The sequence below is a fragment of the Dyella sp. C11 genome, from assembly GCF_003121485.1.
In the GTDB taxonomy this organism is placed as follows: domain Bacteria; phylum Pseudomonadota; class Gammaproteobacteria; order Xanthomonadales; family Rhodanobacteraceae; genus Dyella.
The window spans coordinates 84,745-105,230 of record NZ_QAVX01000009.1 but is presented as its reverse complement, the minus strand read 5'-3'; the positions used below and the strand labels follow the sequence as shown (position 1 = coordinate 105,230).

General features: G+C 65.2%; 23 protein-coding genes. 1 reads left to right on the top strand and 22 read right to left on the bottom strand.

Annotated elements, in window-relative coordinates; translation table 11 throughout:
- Positions 1 to 181: 181 nt before the first annotated feature.
- Positions 182 to 688 (bottom strand): hypothetical protein, encoded by a 507-nt coding sequence (locus tag DK366_RS10645; protein WP_109125532.1) that lies wholly within the window; start codon positions 686 to 688, stop codon positions 182 to 184.
- The gene (locus DK366_RS10640) at positions 685 to 1,719 is read right to left on the bottom strand and encodes an amidohydrolase family protein (RefSeq protein WP_109125531.1); all 1,035 of its coding nucleotides are present in this window, start codon (positions 1,717 to 1,719) and stop codon (positions 685 to 687) included. Before DK366_RS10640 ends, DK366_RS10645 begins: the two co-directional genes overlap by 4 nt.
- A 187-nt stretch (positions 1,720 to 1,906) precedes the next feature.
- Here DK366_RS10640 and DK366_RS10635 point away from each other — a divergent pair, with 187 nt between their 5' ends.
- Positions 1,907 to 2,281, top strand: coding sequence for a YciI family protein (locus DK366_RS10635; RefSeq protein ID WP_109125608.1), 375 nt, complete (start codon positions 1,907 to 1,909; stop codon positions 2,279 to 2,281).
- Positions 2,282 to 2,410: 129 nt separating this feature from the next.
- On the opposite strand, the gene DK366_RS10630 is transcribed toward DK366_RS10635, so the two are convergent.
- From DK366_RS10630 to DK366_RS10535, 20 genes are all read right to left on the bottom strand, one after another.
- The gene (locus tag DK366_RS10630; RefSeq protein ID WP_109125530.1) at positions 2,411 to 2,608 is read right to left on the bottom strand and encodes a hypothetical protein; all 198 of its coding nucleotides are present in this window, start codon (positions 2,606 to 2,608) and stop codon (positions 2,411 to 2,413) included.
- Between the two features lie 37 nt (positions 2,609 to 2,645).
- A complete protein-coding gene (locus tag DK366_RS10625) occupies positions 2,646 to 4,730 on the bottom strand; it encodes an FUSC family protein (protein WP_109125529.1) in 2,085 nt (694 codons plus the stop codon).
- Between the two features lie 75 nt (positions 4,731 to 4,805).
- Positions 4,806 to 5,612, bottom strand: a complete 807-nt coding sequence (locus DK366_RS10620) for an N-acetylmuramoyl-L-alanine amidase (RefSeq protein WP_109125528.1) — start codon at positions 5,610 to 5,612, stop codon at positions 4,806 to 4,808.
- 107 nt (positions 5,613 to 5,719) lie between these two features.
- A complete protein-coding gene (gene yeiP, locus DK366_RS10615; RefSeq protein WP_109125527.1) occupies positions 5,720 to 6,286 on the bottom strand; it encodes an elongation factor P-like protein YeiP in 567 nt (188 codons plus the stop codon).
- A gap of 165 nt (positions 6,287 to 6,451) precedes the next feature.
- A complete protein-coding gene (locus DK366_RS10610; RefSeq protein ID WP_109125526.1) occupies positions 6,452 to 7,213 on the bottom strand; it encodes an SDR family NAD(P)-dependent oxidoreductase in 762 nt (253 codons plus the stop codon).
- Positions 7,214 to 7,391: 178 nt separating this feature from the next.
- Positions 7,392 to 7,967, bottom strand: coding sequence for a GNAT family N-acetyltransferase (locus tag DK366_RS10605; protein WP_109125525.1), 576 nt, complete (start codon positions 7,965 to 7,967; stop codon positions 7,392 to 7,394).
- Positions 7,964 to 8,431: a GNAT family N-acetyltransferase gene (locus DK366_RS10600; protein WP_109125524.1), complete on the bottom strand. Its 468-nt coding sequence runs from the start codon at positions 8,429 to 8,431 to the stop codon at positions 7,964 to 7,966. The genes DK366_RS10605 and DK366_RS10600 overlap by 4 nt, the downstream gene beginning before the upstream one ends.
- Positions 8,425 to 9,027: a YdeI/OmpD-associated family protein gene (locus DK366_RS10595; RefSeq protein WP_109125523.1), complete on the bottom strand. Its 603-nt coding sequence runs from the start codon at positions 9,025 to 9,027 to the stop codon at positions 8,425 to 8,427. Before DK366_RS10595 ends, DK366_RS10600 begins: the two co-directional genes overlap by 7 nt.
- A 9-nt stretch (positions 9,028 to 9,036) precedes the next feature.
- Complete coding sequence (locus DK366_RS10590) at positions 9,037 to 9,522, bottom strand: GNAT family N-acetyltransferase (RefSeq protein WP_109125522.1); 486 nt, start codon at positions 9,520 to 9,522, stop codon at positions 9,037 to 9,039.
- Complete coding sequence (locus DK366_RS10585) at positions 9,519 to 10,799, bottom strand: amidohydrolase family protein (RefSeq protein ID WP_109125521.1); 1,281 nt, start codon at positions 10,797 to 10,799, stop codon at positions 9,519 to 9,521. Before DK366_RS10585 ends, DK366_RS10590 begins: the two co-directional genes overlap by 4 nt.
- Positions 10,800 to 10,904: 105 nt before the next feature.
- A complete protein-coding gene (locus DK366_RS10580) occupies positions 10,905 to 11,279 on the bottom strand; it encodes a hypothetical protein (protein WP_109125520.1) in 375 nt (124 codons plus the stop codon).
- Between the two features lie 38 nt (positions 11,280 to 11,317).
- Positions 11,318 to 12,085, bottom strand: coding sequence for a LytTR family DNA-binding domain-containing protein (locus tag DK366_RS10575; protein WP_198651513.1), 768 nt, complete (start codon positions 12,083 to 12,085; stop codon positions 11,318 to 11,320).
- A complete protein-coding gene (locus tag DK366_RS10570) occupies positions 12,079 to 13,332 on the bottom strand; it encodes a histidine kinase (RefSeq protein ID WP_109125518.1) in 1,254 nt (417 codons plus the stop codon). Before DK366_RS10570 ends, DK366_RS10575 begins: the two co-directional genes overlap by 7 nt.
- Before the next feature lie 145 nt (positions 13,333 to 13,477).
- A complete protein-coding gene (locus DK366_RS10565; RefSeq protein WP_109125607.1) occupies positions 13,478 to 14,374 on the bottom strand; it encodes a hydroxymethylglutaryl-CoA lyase in 897 nt (298 codons plus the stop codon).
- A 37-nt stretch (positions 14,375 to 14,411) separates the two neighbouring features.
- Positions 14,412 to 15,125, bottom strand: a complete 714-nt coding sequence (locus DK366_RS10560) for a hypothetical protein (RefSeq protein ID WP_109125517.1) — start codon at positions 15,123 to 15,125, stop codon at positions 14,412 to 14,414.
- A gap of 84 nt (positions 15,126 to 15,209) precedes the next feature.
- The gene (locus tag DK366_RS10555) at positions 15,210 to 17,198 is read right to left on the bottom strand and encodes a biotin carboxylase N-terminal domain-containing protein (RefSeq protein ID WP_109125516.1); all 1,989 of its coding nucleotides are present in this window, start codon (positions 17,196 to 17,198) and stop codon (positions 15,210 to 15,212) included.
- A gap of 201 nt (positions 17,199 to 17,399) precedes the next feature.
- Entirely contained in the window at positions 17,400 to 17,918 is a 519-nt protein-coding gene (locus DK366_RS10550; protein WP_109125515.1) for a cupin domain-containing protein, read from the bottom strand.
- Between the two features lie 15 nt (positions 17,919 to 17,933).
- On the bottom strand, positions 17,934 to 18,326 hold the full coding sequence (locus tag DK366_RS10545) for a VOC family protein (RefSeq protein WP_109125514.1): 393 nt from the start codon (positions 18,324 to 18,326) through the stop codon (positions 17,934 to 17,936).
- Positions 18,327 to 18,367: 41 nt separating this feature from the next.
- The gene (locus DK366_RS10540; RefSeq protein WP_109125513.1) at positions 18,368 to 19,162 is read right to left on the bottom strand and encodes an enoyl-CoA hydratase/isomerase family protein; all 795 of its coding nucleotides are present in this window, start codon (positions 19,160 to 19,162) and stop codon (positions 18,368 to 18,370) included.
- A gap of 64 nt (positions 19,163 to 19,226) precedes the next feature.
- Positions 19,227 to 20,318, bottom strand: coding sequence for an MBL fold metallo-hydrolase (locus tag DK366_RS10535; RefSeq protein ID WP_109125512.1), 1,092 nt, complete (start codon positions 20,316 to 20,318; stop codon positions 19,227 to 19,229).
- Positions 20,319 to 20,486 lie beyond the last annotated feature (168 nt).

Genomic DNA, 20,486 nt, shown 5'->3' with positions numbered 1-20,486 from the left:
AGCGTCGCAATAAATTGCGACGCTTTTTTACAGTGAAACGCTTGGTTAGAGATCGCTATCGTGCCATGCACATTGCTCGTGTCGGGCAGCGTAGTTTTCCGATGTAGCCGACGTCCTACCGCTTTCAGTTGCGGGGGCGGAGGCGTCGTAGCATCCGATGCCGACTGGACTTGTCCAATGCTTACTTCAGCCGCGCGGCAATCGCATCGCAGCCCTTGTCGAACGACGCACGCCAGGCCGCGCCGGCCGCGCTTTGCGCCGGGCGCACGCAGCGCAGCTGGATGGCGTGATTGTCCTTGAACCAGTAGCGCTCGCTGTAGCTGAACTGCGCGCCGTTTTCCTGCGCCGTGTAGACGAAGTTGTCCGGTGAGCCGCCCGTGGCAGGCTGGTAGCCGGTGAGGGCCTTGGCCTTGCTCATGGCGCCGGAAAAGTACTGCTGGAAGTCGCTGGCGGTGCCGAGCTGCTTCACCGTCACCGACACGCGGGCCAGGTTGCTGCTGCCGTTGGGCGAGGGGGCGGGCACCTGGAACACGCGTACTTCCGGGTCGCCCTGGGTTTCCATGATGCCCATCCACTGATCCGGCGTGCTGAAGTTGACGCTGCCGCCGGCCATGCTGACGTCCGTGGCGTGCGCAGCGCCGGCAAGCAAGAGGGCGCCGGCCAAACCGATGTTGCGGAAGAAGCTCATGCCTTTTCCTGTGCGAGGGTGTGAGGTTCGAATCGTTGCAGCGGCAGCCCCAGCCATTCCAGGGCGGTGCCGTGGAAGAGCCGCGCGCGGGCCACGTCGTCGAGCCCGAGTGACTCGATGCCGCTGCCAGGATGCTGTTCCCCCAGGGGGAAAGGATAATCGGTCCCCAGCATGACGCGCTCGACCCCGGTCACATCCAGGAGATAGCGCAGGGCCTGGGGATCGTGCACACAGGAGTCGAAGTACAGGCGTTGCAGGTATTCGCGCGGGTTGCGCGGGTTGTCCGTGGCGACCAGGTCGGGGCGCATGCGGAAGCCGTGCTCGATGCGGCCGATGGTCCACGGGAAACTGCCGCCGCCGTGGGCCAGCATCACGCGCAGCTTGGGCAGGCGCTCCAGCACACCGCCGAACACCAGGCAGCAGGCCGCGCGGGTCTGTTCGGCCGGCATGCCCACCAGCCAGGGCAGCCAGTACTTGGGCATGCTGGCCGCGCCCATCATGTCCCACGGGTGCACCATCACGGCGGCGCCCAGGTCGGCCGCCGCTTCGAAGAACGGAAACAGTTCCGGCGCGTCGAGGTTCCAGTCGTTGCAGTGCGAACCGACCTGCACGCCCTGCAGGCCCAGCTCGTCGATGCAGCGCTCCAGCTCGCGTATCGCCAGTTCCGGGGATTGCAGGGGCACCGTGCCGATGCCCGCGTAATGGCGGGGGTAGTCGTTGCAGATCCGCGCCGTCTCGTCGTTCAGATGACGATGCAGCTCCAGCGCCTGGTAACCGGGCGCCCAGTAGGAAAACAGCACCGGCACGGTGGACACCACCTGCACGCTGACGCCGAAGCGGGCGTAGTCGTCGATGCGCTGCTGCGCGTCGAACGCCGACTCCCATACCTCGCGGAAGAACTTGCCATCCTTGTAGATGCGATGCCGCCCGTCGTTGTGGATCATCACGGGGAAGCGCTCGTCGCCGTACTTGGCGGCAAGGTTGGGCCAGTCGCGAGGAAGGATGTGGGCGTGTGTGTCGATTTTGAGCATGCCCCCGAGTGTAAGTGAGGGGCGGGGTGCCGTCTCGGCGCAGTGCAGCGTAACTCCGGCCATCGGCTCACCCGCCGGGGAGACGCAGCCGGCCACTGCGTGAACCCGGGCCTGACGGCATATGCCGGCGTAACGTTTTGCGGTCATCATGGCTGGCGCGACGACGCCGTACGCCATCGGAGGCAACATGAAGTTCCTGGTCATGATCTATTGCGACGACAGCCTGCTCGACGCCCTGCCGCCGGGCGAGTTCGACACCATGATGCACGGCTGCTTCGTCCACGCGGACGAGCTGCGCGCGAAAGGTTGCCTGCTGGATTCCATGCAGCTGGAGGCGCCCTCGCAAGCCAAGGCGCTGCGCATGCGCGACGACAAGCTATCGGTGATGGACGGCCCCTTTGCCGAGGCGAAGGAATACCTCGGCGGCTTCAACCTTATCGAGGCCGCGGACATGGACGAAGCCGTGCGCATTGCCTCTGAATTTCCGTGGTCCCGCACGGGGCGTATCGAAATCCGGCCGGTGAGGGATATCGATGCCGTGCGTCGACGCGTCGGGGCATAAGCCCGAAAGCGGACGCAGCCTTTCCTGTTTGTGGGGGCGCACCCAGTGCGCGACTTTCCCCAAGCTCGTCGCGATAGCCGTCGCGCACAGGGTGCGCTCCCACAACGGCGGGGGGGTGACGCTGCGTGGTTACACCGTGGCCGTCGACTTGTGGTGACTGCGGCCCGTGATGTGCGCCAGCGTGTTCACGTTGTCCACCAGGCGGTCGCTGATGCGCGTGAGCGGGTCGGTGACATGTCGGCGCGTAACCCCTGCAAGCCATGAGACCTCTGTGGGAGCGCCCTGTGCGCGACATTCCCCAAGCTCATCGCGATAGCCGTCGCGCACAGGGTGCGCTCCCACAACGGCGGGGGGCGCTGCGTGGTTACACCGTGGCCGTCGACTTGTGGTGACTGCGGCCCGTGATGTGCGCGAGCGTGTTCACGTTGTCCACCAGGCGGTCGCTGATGCGCGTGAGCAGGTCGGCGGCCTGTTTGTCCTCGGCCATGCCCAGCAACGCGGCAAATGTGCGCTGCAGGCTGCGCAGGTCGGGCAGGCGTTCGGGTGCGCGTTGCGCGCGAATGGCGCTGGCAATTTCGTGCAGCGCTCCCGCGGCGTGCTCGACGAACGCGCACATTTCGGCGGTTTCAGGCAGGTTGGCGTGATCGTCGATCAACGCTTCCAGCGTCATGGCCGTGCGCGCCAGTCGGTTGCTGTTGGCAAACAGCGCGTTGGCAAGCTCCAGCAGCTGCGCGGGCGTGGCGGGTTCGGCGCGCATGCGGTCCAAAGACGCCTGTGCATTGCTGCGTGCCGTGCGCGCCGCCGTGCGCGCTTCGCGACGGCCATCGCGACGTTCCGGGTGGGCGAGCGCATTGAGGTAATCGGCGTACGCATCGACCATGTCCGACAACGCCGCACGCGCACGGGTGCGCTCCCATGTTGGCCACAGCACGTAGGCAATCAAGGCCATGCCGCTGCCCAGCGCCGTATTGATCACGCGATCCATCACCGCGTCGCTGGAATTGACGCCTTCGAACGAGAGCAGGATCACCACGGTGCCTGTCAGCGCGGCCACCGCCATGCCGTAGTGCGCCGTGGCCAGGTAGCGGAACGCCATGCACAGCACCGCCATCAGCGCGAGATGCGCCCACATCTCGTGTGGCGTGAAGTGCAGCAGCGCGGTGGTGATGACCAGGCCGAGCACCGTGCCGACCACGCGCAGCAGGCCTAAGTTGAACGTGGCGGCAAAGTCGGGGCGCAAGACGATGGCCGCCGTCATCGGCAACCAGTAGCCGTGGGGAAGGGCGAGTTCGCGCGACACGAACAGCGTGGCCGTCAGCGTGACGGCGCTGCGCACGGCGTGGCGAAACGCTACCGAATGCGGGGTAAGGTTGGCACGCAAGGTGGCGCGCGCCGAACTGCTGCGCAGTGCCGTCGGCAGTGGCGTTTCCGCCGCGGCCGCGCGGATTTCACCACGGCTGCCTGCCCAGTTCGCGTTACGCACCGCGGCCGCCAGCTGGCCGGAAAGCGCGTGGATGTGCGTCGCCAGGCCATCGGCGTTGCCGCCATCGCCGAGCAGGGCGTTCTCGCTGGCTTGCAGCGTTTGCAGCGCGTGCTGCGCTTGACGGGGCGATTCGGCCACTTCCAGCGCATCGGCAATGGCGGCGAGCACGCGCGCCGCATCGCCGCGGAACATCGCATGGATGGTGGGGTTGGCGCGCAACTCGGCCATGGCGGTGAGTTCAAGGCGGATGCGCTCGGCCAGCTCAAGCAGCACGCCGAAAGCCTCCATGGCACGCCCGCGTGCATGGTGCCGGCCCAGCAAGGTGTGCTGCAGCGTGGTCATGGCATCGGTAAGCGCCGGCACGTCGGCATCGTCGTGTTCCTGCTGGCGCGCGAGCGTGGCCAGTCCGCGATACACGGCGGCCAGTGCATGGCGTTCGGGCCGGTAGCGTTGCAGTGGCCATGCCGCTACTGAAAACAGCGTCAGCAGCAGGCCGCCGGCGAAGATCAGCGCGGATGCTCCGAGTGCTTCATGCAGCGGTCGGGGATTGGCCGCCGTGACTACCAGCAGGATCATGCTGGTCATGCCTACGCGGGTCATGTCGGTGCCAAACACCACCAGCAAGCCGCCGACGAAGCCGAACGCGGCCGTGGCGATCAGGATGGGAACCAGCTGGTCGCCGATCAGGAAACCGATCAACGAGGCGAGGCCCGCCGCCACCGATGCGAGCAGCAGCCGCGTCATGCGTTGGCGATAGGGGCCGGGCTGGTCCGAGAACATGGTGTCCAGCGCGCCGGCGCCGATACCCAGGCCAATGCCCGGATGTCCCATCAGAATGCCGATCGCCAGCGGCAGGATGACCGCCGCGGTGTTGCGTACCACCACGCGCACCGGCACGTCCGGCCGTTTCGTGGTCAGCAGGCTATCGACAACCGTGGCGCGCAGCGAATAACCCGTCGAGGACATGACGTGGCGAAGCTCCCTGGTAACGACGCAAGTTTGCCTTATCCAGGCTGAAGCGGACGCGACGGATCGGGCGCGTCAGCCGGCGGGTGCCGTGGTGACATGACCGTCTACGCCAAGCTGCTGCGCCAGGTTGAACAGGATGCGCAAGTCCTGCTGGTCCAGCGCATCGCCATCCATCCCGCGAAAGTGGTGGTGGAACGAACGCACCACCGCATCGCGGTTGTCCAGCGGGTAACCGATCAACCCCAACGCCGCCCACGGATCGAAACCCGGTGGCGGATCGACCAACGATCCGCGCGGCCACAAGCCAAACCCGGCCTGTGCCAGTTGCTGCCACGGAAAACGCGGGCCCGGATCGTCCTTGCGTCCGGGTGCTAGATCTTCGTGACCGATAATCTGCGTGCGCGGAATACGCAGGCGGTCGCACAGGTCGGCCAAGAGGCGCAGCAGGTTGTCGATCTGCACCTGCGTGAAAGGGGAGTCGCCGTCGTTGTCCAGCTCGATGCCGATGGAGGCGGAGTTCACATCGGTGATCGTGCCCCAGCGCCCCGCGCCTGCATGCCAGGCGCGTTCGCCGTCGGCGACCAGCTGGTAGATGTGGCCGTCGTTGCCGATCAGGTAATGCGAGCTCACCGGGCCGCCGCTGTTGGCCGTGCGCAGCGTGTGCAGCGCCTGCTCGGCAGAGTGCTCGTTGGTGAAATGAATGACGATCAGCACCGGGCGGCGCGCGTCGAAGTTGGGCGACGGCACCCATTGCGCGATGGGATTGCGCACCGGCGCGGGAGCACACGCGGCGAGCGCGAACGTCGCGCCGATCAGCAGCAGGCGCGCTACGCGCCATGGACGTGGATGCGGGGCGTGGGGACGCGACACGGCATGCATTCCTGAGCGGGAAGTAGTGAACGTGCCGCAGCGGCGCGGTGGCGTCAAGGCAACGAAAAAAACGCCGGGTTTCCCCGGCGTTTTCAGGCATCACGACGAAGCGTTGATCAGGAGGCGCGGCCGGCGAATTCGCCCGTCAGCGTGTTCACCCACACTTTTTCTTCGTTGGTGATGTATTCCGGCACCTGGATTTCAATGCCGGTGTTGAGCTTCGCCGGCTTGGTGCGCTTGGTGGCGCTGGCGCCCTTCAGTTCCGGCGCGGTGTCGACCACGGTCAGCGTGACGCTGGTCGGCACTTGCAGGCCCACCGGTGCGTCGTCGATCAGCTGCACGTAATAGCCTTCCACGCCTTCCACGATGTAGCCGGCGTTGTCGCCCACCAGTTCGGATGAGAGCAGGTACTGGGTGTAATCCTCGTTGTCCATGAAGACGAAGGCGCCGTCGTCCATGTACGAGATATTCGCCTCGCGGCGGACCAGGTCCATTTCCCTGAGATCGTCGTCGGCGCGCAGGCTCAGGTCGAACTTGCGGCCACCGGGAATCGAATACATGGTGAAGCGGAAGGTGACGTTGCCGCCACGCGCCGTGGGCGAGCTGCGCTCGATGTCACGCACCTGATAGACGGTGCCTTCGTGTTCGACCACATTGCCTTTCTTGACGTCGGAAGCTTTCATGTTTGGGTAAGTAGTAAGTGGTAAATGGTAAGTAGGAAGAGCGGACTGAGGCGCCTATCCGTGCGCGCCATGCAGGGGAAGCAAGTGCAAATAGCTGAGTGGCATTGAGCGGGCGGGTAGCCCTTGCTCTTTCCCTTTACCACTTACTACTTCCCCTTTACTGCCTTACTTTGGCTGCAAGCGCACCGCGCCGTCGAGGCGGATGGTTTCGCCGTTGATGTAGCGATTGCCCAGGATGAAGCCCACCGTGTTGGCGAACTCGTCCGGCTTGCCCAGGCGGGACGGGAACGGAATGGACGCGGACAGCGACTCCTGCACCTGCGGCGGCATGCCGTCCACCATGGGCGTCCAGAAGATGCCCGGGGCGATGGTCACGACGCGGATACCGAACCGCGACAGCTCGCGTGCCATCGGCAGGGTCATGCCGACCACGCCACCCTTGGAGGCGGAATACGCGGCCTGGCCGATCTGGCCTTCGAAGGCGGCAACGGACGCGGTGTTGATGATTACGCCGCGCTCGCCGTCTTCACCGGCTTCGTTGCCCTGCATCAGCGAAGCGCCTGCCTTGGCGACGTTGAAGCTGCCAACCAGGTTCACCATCACCGTGGTGGCGAAGGTGCTCAGCGGCATCGGGCCTTCCTTGCCGAGCATGCGGCCGGCGCCCAGGATGCCGGCGCAGTTCACCACCACGTTCAGGCCGCCCATCGCGTCGCGCGCGGCGGCAACGTTGGCGGACACGCCTTCCTCGGAGGTGACGTCGGTGCGGTAGAAGTGGCCCTTCAATGCCTTCGCCGCTTCCTGGCCCTTTTCCTCGTTCACGTCGAACAGGGACACCGTGCCGCCGTTGGCGACCAGGAACTGAGCCACGGCCTGGCCGAGACCGGAGGCGCCGCCGGTAATGATCGCCTTGACCTGATTGAGCTGCATGGAACGTCCTCGGAAATGCCAAAAACGAAATGGTAGCCGAGGAAAGGGGCTGGCCGCGCGTGACACCGGCCCCGGCCGTCACCTTTGTTTGTGGGAGCACACCCTGCGCGCGACAGGGTGTGCCGAGAGGTCGGTCATCGGGCGTCGCGCACAGGGTGCGCTCCCATATGTAGCCGGGTCAGGAATTGATGCGTTGCAACAACGCGGCCCACTCCGCTGTCTCACGCAGGGCCGCGAACGGCACCACCGGGCGCGGCGGGTTTTCAGGCGCCTGCAATTGCAGCTGCCACACGCCCACATCCCACCACTGGCCGAGCTTGTAGCCCGAGCTGCGCCAGACACCCGCAGGCGTAAAGCCCATGGATTCGTGCATGGTCACGCTGCTCTGGCCGGGCAGGGTAATGACGCCCACCGCCTGGTTGATGCCCTGCAGGCGCATGGCATCGAGTTGGGCGCCGTAGAGACGCCGGGCGATGCCGCGCCGGCGTGCATCGGGATGCACGTAGATGGACGTTTCGGCGATCCAGTCGTAGGCGGCACGTTCGCGAAAGCGGCTGGCGTAGGCATAGGCCAGCACGCGGCCGTCTTCTTCCCAGACAATCCACGGATATTGGCGCAGGCGCGTGACGACGCGCTCGCGCATCGCATCGACGCCGGGCAGTTCGGTCTCGAAGGTTTCCACGCCGTGCAGTACGGAAGGCGTGTAGATGTCGTGGAAGGCGGTGGCATCATCGGCCAGCGCAATGCGGATCATGGGAGCGGTTTCTCCATGCAGATGCTGCGCGGGTTGGCGCGGTGTTCGCCGAAGGGCGGGCAGCGACGATAACCGGCGCGCTCGTAGAGTTCCAAGGCTTCCGTTTGTGCCGTGCCGGTTTCCAGGCGCACGAGCGCGCCGCCTGCACGGACAATTTCAGTCTCCAGCGCTTCCAGCAACTGCTTGCCCAGGCCAAGGCCGCGGCAGGCCGGCAGCACGTACATGCGCTTCACCTCCACGTAGTCGTCATGGCGCACGAAGGCGCCGCAGGCGACGGGTGTGCCGTCGACGCGTGCGGTGAGGAAGGTGACGTTGGGCTGCTTCAATTCTTCGGCGGGTACCGGACGGATATTGCCGGTGGGATAGAGCTCGGCAAGATAGCCGTCCAATTCGCGAATCAGCGGCGACACGTCGAGTGATGACGGATCGTCCACCTCGAAATGCAGTACCGGCGCCTTCAGCATGATTCGTATTTCCAGTTCCGGCGCTTGCCTTCCGCCAGCCATTCCAGCGCGGTGGCCATGCGCTTCTGCCGGGTGGCGTCGGTTTTCGCTTCGTTGATCCAATCCACGTACTCGCGTTTGGCGCCTGGTGGAAAGGCTTCATACGTTTTTCGTGCCGCGGCATGCGGCCGGGAGACGAGCAGGGCGGCGAAGTCCTCGGGCAGCACGGGCGCGGACTTGGCGGCCGCACGGGCTCGCCTTGTCCGCGCGCCGCTCTTGTTCAGCGCCATGGCCTTGCGAATGAGCTCGATGAGGATGCGGTTGGGCGGCAGGTCCTTCAGCGATGTGAGCTTGCCGAACTGGCCCATGCCTTCGGCATCCTTGTCGCCGGCCAATTCCCTGTAGCGCCAGAAGCCGAACGAGCAGTGGCTTTTGAACGACGCCATCGAGCACAACGGCGTGTTCTTGTAGATGAAGAACGGCATGCTCCACTTGACGTCCTCTTCCACCTCGGGGCAGACCTCGTGGACGAGGTCACGCAGGTGTTCCAGGACCGGCTGCGCGAAGGGCGCGGCGTGGGCGATGTAGTCGTCGATGCGTGGATCGTGGCTGGCCATGGGCTTCTCTTACAGGTCGCGCATGTAGAACTGGTCACAGCTGAAATGCCCCGTACCGCCCATGGGTGCATCGATGGTGCGAAAGCCGTGGCGGCGATACAGCGTTTGCGCTGCGTCCATGCCGGTCAGTGTTTCGAGGTAGCAGCGACGGAACCCGTGTTCGCGCGCGGCGTCGAGGCAGCGAAGCATCATGGCGCTGCCGGCACCGATGCCGCGGGCTTCGGGCAGGAAATACATTTTGCGCAGCTCGCACACGTCGCTTTCGCCGCCCTCCAGTGGCGCCATGCCGCCGCCACCGATCACCTTGCCGTCGCGCTCCACCACGAAGTAGGCGCTGCGTGGGCGCGCGTAGGCCTCGTACATGGTGTCCACTTCGGCATCGTGGATGGCAAAGCCCGGGCCGTCTGCGCCGAATTCGGGCATCACGGTGCGGATGATCTGTGCGACAACGGGATTGTCGCGCGCTTCGATGGGGCGAATCAGTGCGTCAGTCATGGCGTGCTTTGTGGCGTGCGGTAAACGGTGCCGTCCTTCATCACGAAGACGGGATGCTGCAGGTCGTCGATATGCGTGCTGGGGTCGCCGGTGAACGCCGCGAGATCCGCGTGCATGCCCGGCGCAATGCGCCCGAAATTCTGCTGCTGGCGAAGAATGCGCGCGGCCACGTTGGTGGCGGCGTGCAGTGCCTGCGGCGGTGTCATGCCGTCGCGCACCATGTTGGCCGGTTCGCGCCAGTTGTCACCGTGGGTGAATACGCCCACGTCGCTGCCGTTGCCGATGATCACGCCGAGTTTGAGTGCGGTGCGAAAAGCGCGTTCGGCGTCTTTCATGCGGGCAGTGGGTGCGCTTTGGCCGGGCACGTAGTGTTCGAAATACTGCGCCGTGGACTCCACCGCGGTGAGCGTGGGTTCGTACGCGGTGCCATGCTGCTTCAGCAGACGGAACGTGGCTTCGCTGGCGCCATACCCATGCTCGATGCTGTCCACACCCGCTTCCACCGCAAGGCGTACGCCTTCGTCGCTGGATGCGTGAGCGGCGACCGGACGCCCGGACAGATGGGCGGTATCCACGATGGCCTTCATCTCGGCCAGCGACAGCGTGGGTTGCGTGCTGCCGTCGGTGCCCACGCGATAGTCGGCGTAGAGCTTGATCCAGTCGGCACCGTGTCCCGCCTGTTCGCGGGTGGCGCGAATGGCTTCGTCCACGCCGCTGATTTCCTGCGCGCCGCTGGGCAGGTCCATGTCCGGACGAAAGCCGCGCGGCCCGGGGCCGTAGCTGGCGGTGGCCACGATGGCGCGGGTGGCGACGAACATGCGCGGGCCGGGGATCATGCCTTCATCGATGGCCCGCTTGATGGAGACATCGGCATAGCCTGCGCCTTCGGTGCCCAGGTCGCGCAGGGTGGTGAACCCGGCGAGCAGGGTGGCGCGGGCATGGGCGGCGGCTTCCAGCGTGCGGTAGTCCTGCGGCTCCTTCAGCACCTGGTCGTTCCACAGCGTCTCGTTGTACGGGTGCAGGAACACGTGCGAGTGAAGATCGATCAGGCCCGGCGTGAGCGTGGCGCCCGGCAATGCGATGCGCTGGGCACCGGCAGGTGCCTGGATGCTGCCGGCGGGCCCCACGGCAGCGATGGTGCCGTCGTGCACCAGCACTTCCCAGCCGGTGTGGGCCGTGTCGCCGTCGGCGGTCCATATGCGCTCAGGCGCCAGCAGCACGTCGCCCTTGGCCGGCACGGCAGCGGTCGCTGAGGCACCCGTCACCATCAGGGCCATGAGCAGGGCCGTCCAGGCTTTATGTCGCTTCCACCGCATCGTGTACTCCCGCCATCGATGCGTCCGATTCTAGCGAGCCGCGGCAGGATGCCGCGATAGGACGTTTCAGGGAGTAGCGTGTCCGGTTTGTGCCAATTGCCGGGCACAGGCGTTGTCGGCGGCAGGCGTCGCGGTGACGCAGCTGGCGAAGTCTTCCGGCAGGCGCGTCAGCAACAGCGTATCGCCCTGCCGCATGGTGAAGACGGTGATGGGCGGTTCGCAATCCACGCTGCGTGTGCCACATGAGCCCGGCAGCAGGGTGTAGTGGCACAGGCCGCTCTGGCTGCGCAGGCAACGGAACGTGGCCAGTTCGCCGCTGATCTGGATGGTGCTGTAGATCAGGTCGCGGCCATTGGCGAGTTCATGCGTAACGACCGTGCGCACCGGTTCGAAGCCCGTAAGCGACAACAACAAGTGAAACAGAAGAATCAGCTTTTCCATGGCGACCTCTTGTGATTCTTGGTGGCGGAATGTCTCCGTTACATGTTTCGGAACAGGGTCATGAAAGGCTGGCTGACCACCAGCGTTTCCGGCCGCTGCTTGAGCCGCAGCGTGCCCTTGCCCGTGTCGTCGCGGACGACGGACGCCACGGCACGCAGGTTGACGATGGTGGAACGGTGAATCTGCTTGAACACGTTCGGATCGAGCACGGCGGCCAGTTCGCGGATGGGCGTGCGCAGCAGCGCCTCGCCTTCGGCGGTCATGGCGACGGTGTATTTGTTGTCGGCGCGGAAGTAAGCGACGTCATCGACCATGATCAGGCGTGTTTCGCGGCCATTGCTGGCGGTAATCCACGTCAGCGGCTCGGCGCGCGGCCCCGGGTTCAGCACCATCTCGCGCAGCAGCTGGGAAAGTGCGGCGGCATCGGTGACGCGCGAAGCGGCGCGTGTCTGCAGCCGCTGCATGGTTGCTGTCAGCCTTTCTTCGTTGATCGGCTTGAGCAGGTAGTCCACGGCACCGCGCTCGAACGCATCGATGGCGTACTGGTCGTAGGCCGTGGTGAACACCACTTGCGTGCCCGGGCTGGCTTCGGCCGTTGCGGCGGCGACTTCAAGACCGTTGAGGCCGGGCATGCGGATATCCAGGAAGGCCACGTCGGGCTTCTGCTCGCTGATGGCTTCAAGCGCGCTGGCGCCGTCCTCGCATTCGGCCAGCACTTCCAGGTCGGGCCAGACACGGGCGAGCAGATCGCTCAACGCCTGGCGCAACAGGGCTTCGTCTTCGGCAATGATCGCGGTGGTCACGATGCGTCACTCGTGGTGTCGTTGTGCATGGGGATGGTGATGGTGGCGGCCACGCCCTCGGGCACGTTGCCTACCACCGACAGCAAGGCGTCGGTGCCGTAGATCAGGCGCAGGCGTTCGCGCACGTTCTTCAGGCCGATACCGGTACCGCCGCCCGCTTCGCTGAAACCGCGTCCGTCGTCGGCAACGGTGATGGACACCGCATCGTCGTCGCGTCGCGCAAGAATCCAGATCGTGCCGCCGCCGGGCTTGGGCTCCAGGCCGTGCTTGATGGCGTTTTCCACCAGCGTCTGCAGCATCATCGGCGGCATGGGCATGGCACGCAGTACGTCGGGTACGTCGAGCTGCAGCGACAGACGTGGTCCCATGCGCAGTCGCATGATTTCCAGGTAGGCGCGGGTGCGTTCCAGTTCGTCGCCCAGGGTGGACAAGGTGTCGTCGCGCAAGGGCAGGGAGTGGCGCAGGTAGTGGATCAGGTGACCCAGCATCTGGTCGGCCTGTGCCGGATCGCTGCGCGTCAGGTATTGCGCGCTCGCCAGCGTGTTGTAGAGGAAGTGCGGTTCCACCTGGGCATGCAACAGGTTGAGGCGGGCCACCGTGCGTTCTTTCTCGCGTTCCGTCTGCTGGGCGCGCATCTGCTCGTTGCGACGCTTTTCGGCAATGCGCCGGGTAATGGCACGCGTAATGGCTTCGGCGTTTTCCAGGTTGGTGCCGTCATCCACGCGGAACCAGTCACTCCATGCGCCCAGTTCCGGTTCGCACACCAGCGTAACGCTGCCGATGCCTTCGCCTGGTGTCACCGTCGCAAAAATCTGATTGCGCAGGTGGCCGAACCACGTGGATGGATCGAGCCTGCCCAGCTGCCGGCCGTAGGTCAGTGGACGCTTCACCTTGGCGCGAATCTGCAGGCTGTCGCGTGCGCTTTCGATGTCTTCGCTGCGGGGCAGTTCTCGCACGGCTGCGTCGAGCAGGTCGAACGCCTCGCCGGCTTCGAAGGGAATCTCGATCTGCCGACGCTGGCGGTTGCCGATGGTGCTGTCGTCGATATGGCCGGCGATAAGCCGCACGCGCCGCAGGTGCGAGACCGCGCTGGTCACCACCAGCACGAGTGCGATGAAGATCAGCAGGACAAACATGCTGCCCGTGTCGCGGTACTCGAACGGCGGCGTGTGCGCAATCAAGATGGCCGCGAACAGCAGCACGAAGAACCAGAAAACAACGAGACGGGCGACGAAGAAAACGCTCTTCATGGTGGCAGCATCCTTGGCTTGGATGCGACGGAGAATACCCAGCCCTATCGAAGCTGGCGCGCGCTTTTCGACGAAACCGCCACCAAGCCGACGAACCCGGGCCCGACGGGAATGAAAACGGGCGAGGTCAGCGCCCGCTTTGCGCTCAGGCGGCCGTGAGCGCCCGCGTCACGCGGCTGGCCGTTTCCTTGTGCAACTGGCCGGCCAGCCAGGCGCCGGTGGCGACGAGGATGTCCAGGTCGATACCCGTTTCCATGCCCAGGCCATGCAGCATGTAGACCACGTCTTCGCTGGCCACGTTGCCCGTGGCGCCCTTGGCATAAGGACAGCCGCCCGTGCCGGAGACGGCGCTGTCGACTACGCGCACGCCTTCTTCAAGGCACGCCAGGATATTGGCCAGCGCCTGCCCGTAGGTATCGTGGAAATGCACTGCCAGCGCGGACATGGGCACTTCCTGCGCCACCGCCTTCAGCATCGCGCGTGCCTTGGCAGGCGTACCCACGCCAATGGTGTCGCCCAGCGATACTTCGTAGCAGCCGACCTCGTGCAGGCGTCGCGCCACGCGCACCACATCGCTCACCGGCACCTCGCCCTGATAGGGACAGCCGAGTACGGTGGAAACATAGCCGCGCACTTTCACGCCGTCGTCTTTCGCGCGTTTCATCACGGGGATGAAACGTTCGATGGACTCATCGATGCTGGCGTTGATGTTCTTCCGGTTGAACGCTTCGGATGCCGCGGTGAAGACGGCGATCTCGCTGACGCCAACGGCGCGTGCCCGCTCGTAGCCTTGCTCGTTGGGCACCAGCACGGGATAACTCACGCCCGGCACCTTGCGAATGCCCTGGAACACTTCGGCGGCATCGGCCAGTTGCGGCACCCACTTGGGACTGACGAAGCTGGTGGCCTCGATGGTCTTCAAGCCGGTGCTGGAAAGGCGATCGATCAGGGCGATCTTGACGTCGGCGGGCAGCAGCGTCTTTTCATTCTGCAGGCCATCGCGCGCGCCAACTTCGACAATGCGGACATGATTCGTACTCATGCCGATCAGCATAGCGCGTTCCCGCCTGTGAAGCCTCTCAGGGCAGGCGTTCGGGATGGAACGCCTGGATGAAGGGAAGGTAGAGCGCCTGCGCCTGCGGCGTCGTGAGGCCGGTGAGCGCGCTGCCGTTGTCGCTGGCCTGCAAGGTGACCATGTAGCGGTCCTTGAACAACGCCAAGGCTTCAGCAGGGCCCACCTGCGTCTTGGCCGTGACGTGGACGATGAACGAGTCCTTGGTGGCCGTGGGCACCAGAATCGGAGCGTAGTCAGGGCCGCCAATGGCAGCCAGAGCATCGGCACTCGTCTGCATGGGGTCGGTCATGGCGGTAAGCATTTCTATCGCCGCGCGGCTGGTGGAGCGCTGCATGTCGCGCGTGCGCCGATTCAGGTCCTGCTGCGCTGCCTGGTCGCCGGCGGCCGGCGGCGGGCTGGTGTCGGTCATCGAAATCTCGATTTGCCTGCCACCATGTGTGCCGTAAACGGCGCGAATACTGTCGGATGCGCAATCCCGTAGAAGGAAGGGCAGTCCGCCGACGGTTTCCTTGGGAGGCAGCGACTGCGCCAGCGGGTTGTCCTCGCATTTTGCGGTGGATGCTGCATCTTCCCGCGCCTGCGCTGCGGCGTCTGGCTGGCCATTTCCCTGCGCGCCGCCTTCCTCATCACCTTGATGCTTGCCGCAGGCGGTCAGCAACGTCATGGCGACGAACACGGACAACATCGTCGGCTGCAGCGAACGAAACGATGCACGCATGGATTCTCCCCGGTCCGTGCACTGGCACGGACAATGGGGGCTAGCGTCGGCATTGTCCTGTCGACGCGGCGTCAAGCCCCGCGGTCAATCGGCGAAGCGCAGCAGCACCGTGTCGGCTTCCACGAAATCGCCCTGCGCGGCGTGGACGCTCGCAAGGGTGCCGGCACGCGGTGCTTTGAGTGCCAGTTCCATCTTCATGGCTTCCATCACCAGCAGTTCCTGGCCTTCTTCCACCGTGTCACCGGCGCTGGCCTTCACCAGGACGATGCGACCCGGCATGGGAGCCACGATCTGATTGCCGCCGGCAGTTTCCTTCGATGCCCACGCGAACGCGGCAGCGCGCTCGAAGGTATGACGATTGCCATGGGCATCGTGCACTGTCACGCGCGCGGCATCCGTACGCACGGGCGTGCGTCGCGCTTCGCCGTCGAAGCGTGCGCTCAATGCGTCGTCGCCAAGACGTGCGCCTCGCACTTCCGTCGCGGCGTCGCCATGACGAAGCTGGTAGTTGCCATCGTGGCCGTAGGCTTCCACTTCATGGCGCTGGCCATGCAACGAAAGCGCAACGATGCGCTTGCCGGCGTGACCCACGCGCCATGCATCGGCACGCGCCCACGGTGAATGCGGGTCGGCGGCATTCGCCGCTACGTGGTTTTCGTCGTGCATCAACGCGGTTGCGGCTGCGGCAAACAGCACGTGCGCTTCCGGTGCCGCATCGCCGGCAAGGAATTCGTCGAGGTGACGATCCAGGTAGCCCGTGTCGGTGCGCGCCTCGACCACCACGGGATGGCGCGACAAGCGTTCGAGAAACGCGATGTTGGATTTCGGGCCTACGATTTCGCTGGCCATCAACGCATCACGCAGGCGTTGCAGTGCCTGCGGACGATCCGCGTCCCACACGATGAGCTTGGCGATCATCGGGTCGTAGAAAATGGTGACCGTGTCGCCTTCGATCACGCCACCGTCCAGGCGCACATGGCGCGAGGGTGCGGGCAGGCGCAGCTTGATCAGCTTGCCGGAGCCGGGCAGGAAGTTCTGGTCGGGATCTTCGGCATACAGGCGCACTTCGATGGCGTGACCGTGCGCCTTGACCTGTTCCTGCGCCAGCGGCAGCGGTTGGCCGGCGGCCACGCGCAGCTGCCCCTCCACCAGATCCAGTCCCAGCGTTTCTTCGGTGACGGGATGTTCCACCTGAAGGCGCGTGTTCATCTCCATGAAGAAGAACTCGCCATCCTGGCCCACGATGAATTCCACCGTGCCGGCGCCCACGTAATTCACTGCCTTGGCGGCGGCTACGGCAGCGGCGCCCATGGCTGTGCGACGTGCCTGGTCGAGGAAAGGCGAGGGCGTTTCCTCCAGCACTTTCTGGTACCGGCGCTGTGCGGAGCATTCGCGCTCGTTGAGGTGGATGACGTTGCCCTGCGTATCGCCGAACACCTGGAATTCGATGTGGCGCGGATGATCGACGTAGCGTTCGAGGATCACGCGCGTGTCGCCGAACGAACTGGCCGCCTCACGCTGCGCGGAGGCCAGTGCATCGGCAAATTCCGCTTCGCTGCGAACGATGCGCATGCCCTTGCCACCACCGCCGGCAGCAGCCTTGATCATCAGCGGAAAGCCGGTGCGGCGTGCCTGTTCGGCGAGCACATCGGCGGATTGGTCTTCGCCGTGGTAACCGGGTACCAGCGGCACGTCGTGCTTTTCCATCAGCGCCTTGGCCGCTGCCTTGGAACCCATGGCGTCGATGCTTTCCGGGCGCGGGCCGATGAAGACAATGCCGGCCTCGCTGCATGCGCGGGCAAACGCCGTGTTCTCGGAAAGAAAACCGTAACCGGGATGGATGGCTTGCGCGCCGCTCCTGCGTGCGACATCGAGAATCACATCGCCACGCAGATAGGATTCCGTGGGGCGCGGGCCGCCGATGGGCCACGCTTCATCGGCCAGGCGCACGTGCTGGGCGTTGGCATCCGCTTCCGAATACACGGCAATGGTGTGGATGCCAAGGCGTCGGCAGGTGCGGATGACGCGGCAGGCAATCTCGCCGCGGTTGGCAATGAGTACGCGCTCGAACATGCGGCTTCCGGGGACGGTGCGAAGCTGCCAAAACTAGCAGATTGCCGCGCTGCCGCCGATGCGCGGCGCAGCATGACACCGCATGAGCCCTGTAGGAGCGCACTTGTGCGCGACCGCTGCGCCCCATTCCACGATGCCATCCGATGAAGCGGTCGCGCACAAGTGCGCTCCTGCAAAACAGGTTTCTGTTGGACGGAGTCCTTATTCCTCGTCCCAGTAACCCACTTGCAGATCCGTGCGCGTCACCATGCGCAGGCCGCGCGGTGCGCCATCCGGACCGGGCGGGTACTCGGCGAGAATGCCGACTTTCTCCGTGTCCGGGTATTCGCAGATCTCCGGGGTCTCCTTGGTGCTCACCGCCAGGTAACGCATGTCGGTGGTGCCGGTGTTGATGATCTGGTGCGCCTTCTCCGGGCCACCGGGCGGGCAGGCAATCACGTCGCCCGCGCGAATGGGATGGCGCTCGTCGCCCATGCGCACTTCGCCGCTGCCTTCGATGATTAAGAACATTTCTTCATTGATGCGATGGCAGTGGAAGGGAAACGCACGTTTGCCGGGTGGCACGGCGGTGATGTTGTAGCCCAGCTTCCTGGCGCCGATCTGGGCGGAAAACCGGCCCATGCGCGCTTCGAATCGCTCCGCCGTGTCGCCGCTGGGGCCCATGCCGGGCGGATACGGCTGCAACTCAACGTCGTCGATGTTGATGATGGGATGTGTCATGGCGTGACCTCGAGGTCATTCCGGCGCGTGGCAGACGGCTTCGATGTTGTGGCCGTCCGGATCGAGCACGAAAGCGCCGTAATAGTGCTCGTGATAATGCGGGCGCAGGCCGGGCGCACCGTTGTCGGTGCCGCCGGCGTCGAGGGCAAGACGGTGAAACGTCCGCACGACTTCGCGGTTGGGCGCGGTGAAGGCGACGTGTGCACCGCCCATGGCGCGCGGATGTTGCGACGTATCGATCCAGAACACGGGTTTGTCATGGGCACCGAAACCGGCGTGCCATCCATCACCGGTCTGCTCGGCGGTGATCTCCATCACCAGCTCGATGCCCAGGGGCGCCAGCACCTGTCGGTAGAACTCGCGACTGCGTTCGTAACCGGATACCAGCAAACCCACGTGGTCGATCATGGCGTCGTTCCTTTACGCAATGGAACAACGAGTATGCGCTTTCAGCCTGGTGCGCACCACGCAGCAGCGCGCTTGGAAAGAAACGCGCCAAGGCCTTCCTGGCCTTCCTCGGAAACACGCAGGCGAGCGATCAAGGCTGCGTTCTCGCGATCGATGCTTTCAGCGCGTGCTTCATCGGCACCTGCCATGCGCAAGGCCAGTTGCTTGGCTTCTGCCTGTGCGACCGGACCGGCTTTGGAAAGCAACGCCAGCGCGGCATCGACGGCGCCATCGAGTTGTTCCGCCGGCACGCACTGGTGAAGCAGCCCGATCTGCAACGCCGTGCCGGCATCGAACAGTTCGCCTGTCACAAACAGTCGACGCGCATGGCGCAGGCCGATGGCGTGGATCACATACGGCGAGATCACCGCAGGCACCAGGCCAAGCTTCACTTCGGTCAAACCAAAGCGCGCGGAATCCACGCCAATGGCGATATCGCAGCACGCCACCAGTCCCACGCCGCCGCCGTAGGCGGCGCCATTCACGCGTGCGATGGTGGGCTTGGGCAGGTATTGCAGCGTGCGCATGAGCGTGGCGAGGCGCAGCGAATCGTCGCGATTGTCCGCCTCGCTCGCGCTGGCCATGCCGCGCATCCAGTTCAGGTCGGCGCCGGCGGAAAAGCTGGCGCCTTCGCCGGTGAGCACCACGGCACGCACGCTGTGGTCATTGCCGGCGTTTTCCAGGGCCGCGGTGAGTTCGGCGATCAGGCCGTCATCGAAGGCGTTGTGCACCTGCGGACGATTCAGCGTGATGCGACGCACGCCGCCGTGGTCGGCGATCTGGATGCTGCTGGTCATGGAAAGCTCCTGCTGGGGAGCGACATCCTAAACCGAACCCTGTCGTGCGACGTCGTGCGCTGCGTCAGTCCTTGGCCGGCAATACCAGGAATTCGGCGGCCTGCCGCGCGCAGCCGCGCGAGTGTTGGGTGCTGAGGTCGCGCCACCACGGCTGCGCTGTCTCGAACTGCGCCGGCTCGATGACTTCGCCCAGGCGTGGCATCACCAGGCCTTCCGGTACCTTCGCCAGCAGGACTTCGGCCGGCTCGCACCAGGGATGCATGGCGAGGTTGAAGGTGCCCCAGTGCACCGGCAGGAAACGCCCGCTGCCAAGCTGGCGCCACGCCGTGATGGCGTTGTCGGGGCCCAGGTGCACGCTGCCCCACGAAGGATGGAACGCGCCCACTTCGATCATCACCAGGTCGAACGGGCCAAGCCGCTGGCCGATCTCCGTGAAGTGCGGCGAGAGGCCGGTATCGCCACTGAAGAACACCGCATGGCGTTCGCCGCGCAGCACGAACGATGACCACAGCGTGGCATTGCGGTCGTGCAGGCTGCGGCCGGAGAAGTGGTGCGATGGTGCGGCAGTCAACGTCAGTCCCGCCGGCACGGTGAAGCTTTCCCACCAGTCCAGTTCGATGATGCGCTCGGCCGGCACGCCCCAGGCTTCCAGATGCACACCGACGCCCAGCGAGGTGATGAAGGGCACCTGCAACTTCGCCAGCTCGCGAATGCTCGGGTAATCGAGATGGTCGTAGTGATCGTGCGAGATCAACACGGCATCCAGCGGAGGCAGTTGCGAGATATCCACCGGCACCGGCTGGAAGCGCTTGGGGCCCATGAACGAGAAGGGCGAGGCGCGTTCGCCCCAGACCGGATCGGTGAGCACGCGTACGCCATCGATTTCGAGCAGCACGGTGGAGTGCCCCAGCCAGGTCGTGCGCAGGCCGGTGTCTATCGGGCGCGTCCATTGCGGGCGAGGGTCGAGCGTGGGAAGCGGATGGGCGGGCGTGCGGTCTTCACCGCGGAACATGAAGTCGTCCAGGGAGGGTTTGTCGTCCACCACGCGCGGCGTGCTGGCGGGGTAGGTGTTGATGAACGTCTCGCCCGAATGCTGCGGCGAGGCCTGCATGCGTTCCAGACGCAACCCGGTGGCGTGGCGGGCGAACAAAGCCATGTGGACCTCGGTATCCGTGAAAGCGGGAAAGGCGTGGCCGGCGCGGTATTGCGTCGGAACATGGAAACGCTATCGGGGCATTCGCGATCAGTTCCAAGGCGGTACCGATGGCAGGGGTTCAGCCTTCATGTTCTTGCGCCGCACCGCATGGGGCGTGGCATGGGGCCG

What these genes read in the sequence shown, in the direction of transcription:
- DK366_RS10645 (WP_109125532.1), bottom strand. Translation starts at nt 688, where the DNA reads ATGAGCTTCTTCCGCAACATCGGTTTGGCCGGCGCCCTCTTGCTTGCC.
- DK366_RS10640 (WP_109125531.1), bottom strand. Translation starts at nt 1,719, where the DNA reads ATGCTCAAAATCGACACACACGCCCACATCCTTCCTCGCGACTGGCCC.
- DK366_RS10635 (WP_109125608.1), top strand. Translation starts at nt 1,907, where the DNA reads ATGAAGTTCCTGGTCATGATCTATTGCGACGACAGCCTGCTCGACGCC.
- DK366_RS10625 (WP_109125529.1), bottom strand. Translation starts at nt 4,730, where the DNA reads ATGTCCTCGACGGGTTATTCGCTGCGCGCCACGGTTGTCGATAGCCTG.
- DK366_RS10620 (WP_109125528.1), bottom strand. Translation starts at nt 5,612, where the DNA reads ATGCATGCCGTGTCGCGTCCCCACGCCCCGCATCCACGTCCATGGCGC.
- yeiP (WP_109125527.1), bottom strand. Translation starts at nt 6,286, where the DNA reads ATGAAAGCTTCCGACGTCAAGAAAGGCAATGTGGTCGAACACGAAGGC.
- DK366_RS10610 (WP_109125526.1), bottom strand. Translation starts at nt 7,213, where the DNA reads ATGCAGCTCAATCAGGTCAAGGCGATCATTACCGGCGGCGCCTCCGGT.
- DK366_RS10605 (WP_109125525.1), bottom strand. Translation starts at nt 7,967, where the DNA reads ATGATCCGCATTGCGCTGGCCGATGATGCCACCGCCTTCCACGACATC.
- DK366_RS10600 (WP_109125524.1), bottom strand. Translation starts at nt 8,431, where the DNA reads ATGCTGAAGGCGCCGGTACTGCATTTCGAGGTGGACGATCCGTCATCA.
- DK366_RS10595 (WP_109125523.1), bottom strand. Translation starts at nt 9,027, where the DNA reads ATGGCCAGCCACGATCCACGCATCGACGACTACATCGCCCACGCCGCG.
- DK366_RS10590 (WP_109125522.1), bottom strand. Translation starts at nt 9,522, where the DNA reads ATGACTGACGCACTGATTCGCCCCATCGAAGCGCGCGACAATCCCGTT.
- DK366_RS10585 (WP_109125521.1), bottom strand. Translation starts at nt 10,799, where the DNA reads ATGGCCCTGATGGTGACGGGTGCCTCAGCGACCGCTGCCGTGCCGGCC.
- DK366_RS10580 (WP_109125520.1), bottom strand. Translation starts at nt 11,279, where the DNA reads ATGGAAAAGCTGATTCTTCTGTTTCACTTGTTGTTGTCGCTTACGGGC.
- DK366_RS10570 (WP_109125518.1), bottom strand. Translation starts at nt 13,332, where the DNA reads ATGAAGAGCGTTTTCTTCGTCGCCCGTCTCGTTGTTTTCTGGTTCTTC.
- DK366_RS10565 (WP_109125607.1), bottom strand. Translation starts at nt 14,374, where the DNA reads ATGAGTACGAATCATGTCCGCATTGTCGAAGTTGGCGCGCGCGATGGC.
- DK366_RS10560 (WP_109125517.1), bottom strand. Translation starts at nt 15,125, where the DNA reads ATGCGTGCATCGTTTCGTTCGCTGCAGCCGACGATGTTGTCCGTGTTC.
- DK366_RS10555 (WP_109125516.1), bottom strand. Translation starts at nt 17,198, where the DNA reads ATGTTCGAGCGCGTACTCATTGCCAACCGCGGCGAGATTGCCTGCCGC.
- DK366_RS10550 (WP_109125515.1), bottom strand. Translation starts at nt 17,918, where the DNA reads ATGACACATCCCATCATCAACATCGACGACGTTGAGTTGCAGCCGTAT.
- DK366_RS10545 (WP_109125514.1), bottom strand. Translation starts at nt 18,326, where the DNA reads ATGATCGACCACGTGGGTTTGCTGGTATCCGGTTACGAACGCAGTCGC.
- DK366_RS10540 (WP_109125513.1), bottom strand. Translation starts at nt 19,162, where the DNA reads ATGACCAGCAGCATCCAGATCGCCGACCACGGCGGCGTGCGTCGCATC.
- DK366_RS10535 (WP_109125512.1), bottom strand. Translation starts at nt 20,318, where the DNA reads ATGGCTTTGTTCGCCCGCCACGCCACCGGGTTGCGTCTGGAACGCATG.